The following is a 1,530-nucleotide window of genomic DNA, read 5'->3' on the forward strand; positions in this document are numbered from 1 at the left end:
CGCGTCATCGCTCCCTATCCATCGCCACGCGATGCACGGGTACTCCGGCTCGCCGGTGGCCACCCACCACTTCCGGTGGCTCCCCGCGCCGCCTCGCGAGGCACGCACCCCAACCCCACTTCTTGATCCACGCCCTTGTTGCCGGGCGCCCTTAATGACAATAGAAATCATGCAAAGGTCGCATATACCTTTGATCTTCCGTCGGCCGCGTCGTCTCGTGAGCCTGGTAGGAAGCCGGCCCCGCCTCGTGCTGAGCGTTTGACGCCATGGTGCCGGGTCGGCATCCAACACAGCGGACAGAACGGACGGTGGAGCCGGTGACGGTGACCAGTGTGGACACAGCCGATGGCGAGGAACGGGACGAGCGGGTACCCGTCCTCTACGGCGTGGTGCGTTTCGAGCCGGGAGAGGAACGGCGGGTCCGCGATACGACGATCGCCTTTGATTCGCCCAGGTCGGCGGAGCTGTTCGCGGTGGAGAGCGGCTGGCACGACTTTCAGGTGTGCCCGCTGTTCTTCTTCGTCGACACGGTCACGATGCCGGCGGCCGGGCGGGTGCTGCTGGGTGCGGCGTTGGCACGGTCGGTGCGGCGGGCCGGTGGCCGATGAACGGCGGTGGGGAGTACACGGTCACGATCTATCCGGCGGATCGACCCGCGGACGTGGCGCGGGCCTGGGCCGCGCTACCGGACGGGGTGGGGTTCGCGGAGGCATGTGGTGATGTTGACGTGACGCTGGTGTTCCGCCCGATGGACAACCTGGTATCGCCGCACGCCGCGGACGGGATTCCCGCCGGGCCAGGCTGAGCGCTCGGGCGGTTGGTAGCGCGATGAGGTGCAGGGGTCAGAATCCCGGCGGGTACTCATGTCCGGCGTCGGGATTCTGGCCCTTTATCGGGTGGCCGTGCCCGTGGTGACGAGTTCCTCGACGGCGGCCAGGCGGTGGCTGAGGTCGTCCAGGCGCTGTTCGATGCGGCCGATCCCGGCAAGGATCTCCTGATCGGTCGCGTGGCCAGGTGTGTCCGAGACACGGTTGCCGACCAACACCCCGATCAGGTAATCGTCAGGCCAGTCGAGGGCGCGGGCGATCGCGGACAGGGTGGCGTTTTGCACCCGCCGGCCGTGTGCGCCGTGCTGGACCTGCCGCAGTGTCGCTACCGACACGCCCGACGCGGTCGCGAGCGCCTGTTGTCCGATGCGGCGTGCGGCCATCCGGGCGTTCAACGCGTCGGCGACCGCCTGCCAGTCCTCGCCCTCGACGCGGCCTCGCGCGGTGTAGACGGAACCTCGTACATGATCCATAGAAGTATGTTAGCTGTGAAGCAAGCAGCGACGTCATACCAAAGTTGCATACCTCCCCGGCCGGCTGTTGGAATGTCCGCAGATCACCACAGCTTGACTCATACCAAACACGCATATAACCAGTGCATATCAGTTGATAAGCGGTTCACAAGCGATGCACTGTTAGTCCTACGACGACAGGTGGCCGGCAACAGCCGGCGAGCTGATGAGGTGGGACGAGGTGAGGCCGC

3 protein-coding genes are annotated in these 1,530 nt (G+C 66.1%); 2 read left to right on the forward strand and 1 reads right to left on the reverse strand.

All coding sequences use genetic code 11. From position 1 onward, the window contains the following. The first annotated feature begins 317 nt into the window (after positions 1-317). A complete protein-coding gene (locus MJ785_RS20245) occupies positions 318-608 on the forward strand; it encodes a hypothetical protein (RefSeq protein WP_239382331.1) in 291 nt (96 codons plus the stop codon). Beyond that, positions 605-805: a hypothetical protein gene (locus MJ785_RS20250; protein WP_239345319.1), complete on the forward strand. Its 201-nt coding sequence runs from the start codon at positions 605-607 to the stop codon at positions 803-805. Before MJ785_RS20245 ends, MJ785_RS20250 begins: the two co-directional genes overlap by 4 nt. Positions 806-889: 84 nt before the next feature. Here MJ785_RS20250 and MJ785_RS20255 read toward each other — a convergent pair whose 3' ends face one another. Beyond that, positions 890-1,300 (reverse strand): helix-turn-helix domain-containing protein, encoded by a 411-nt coding sequence (locus tag MJ785_RS20255; RefSeq protein WP_239382333.1) that lies wholly within the window; start codon positions 1,298-1,300, stop codon positions 890-892. Positions 1,301-1,530: the final 230 nt, after the last annotated feature.

The organism is Protofrankia sp. CiT1 (assembly GCF_917627335.1).
Lineage (GTDB): Bacteria > Actinomycetota > Actinomycetes > Frankiales > Frankiaceae > Protofrankia.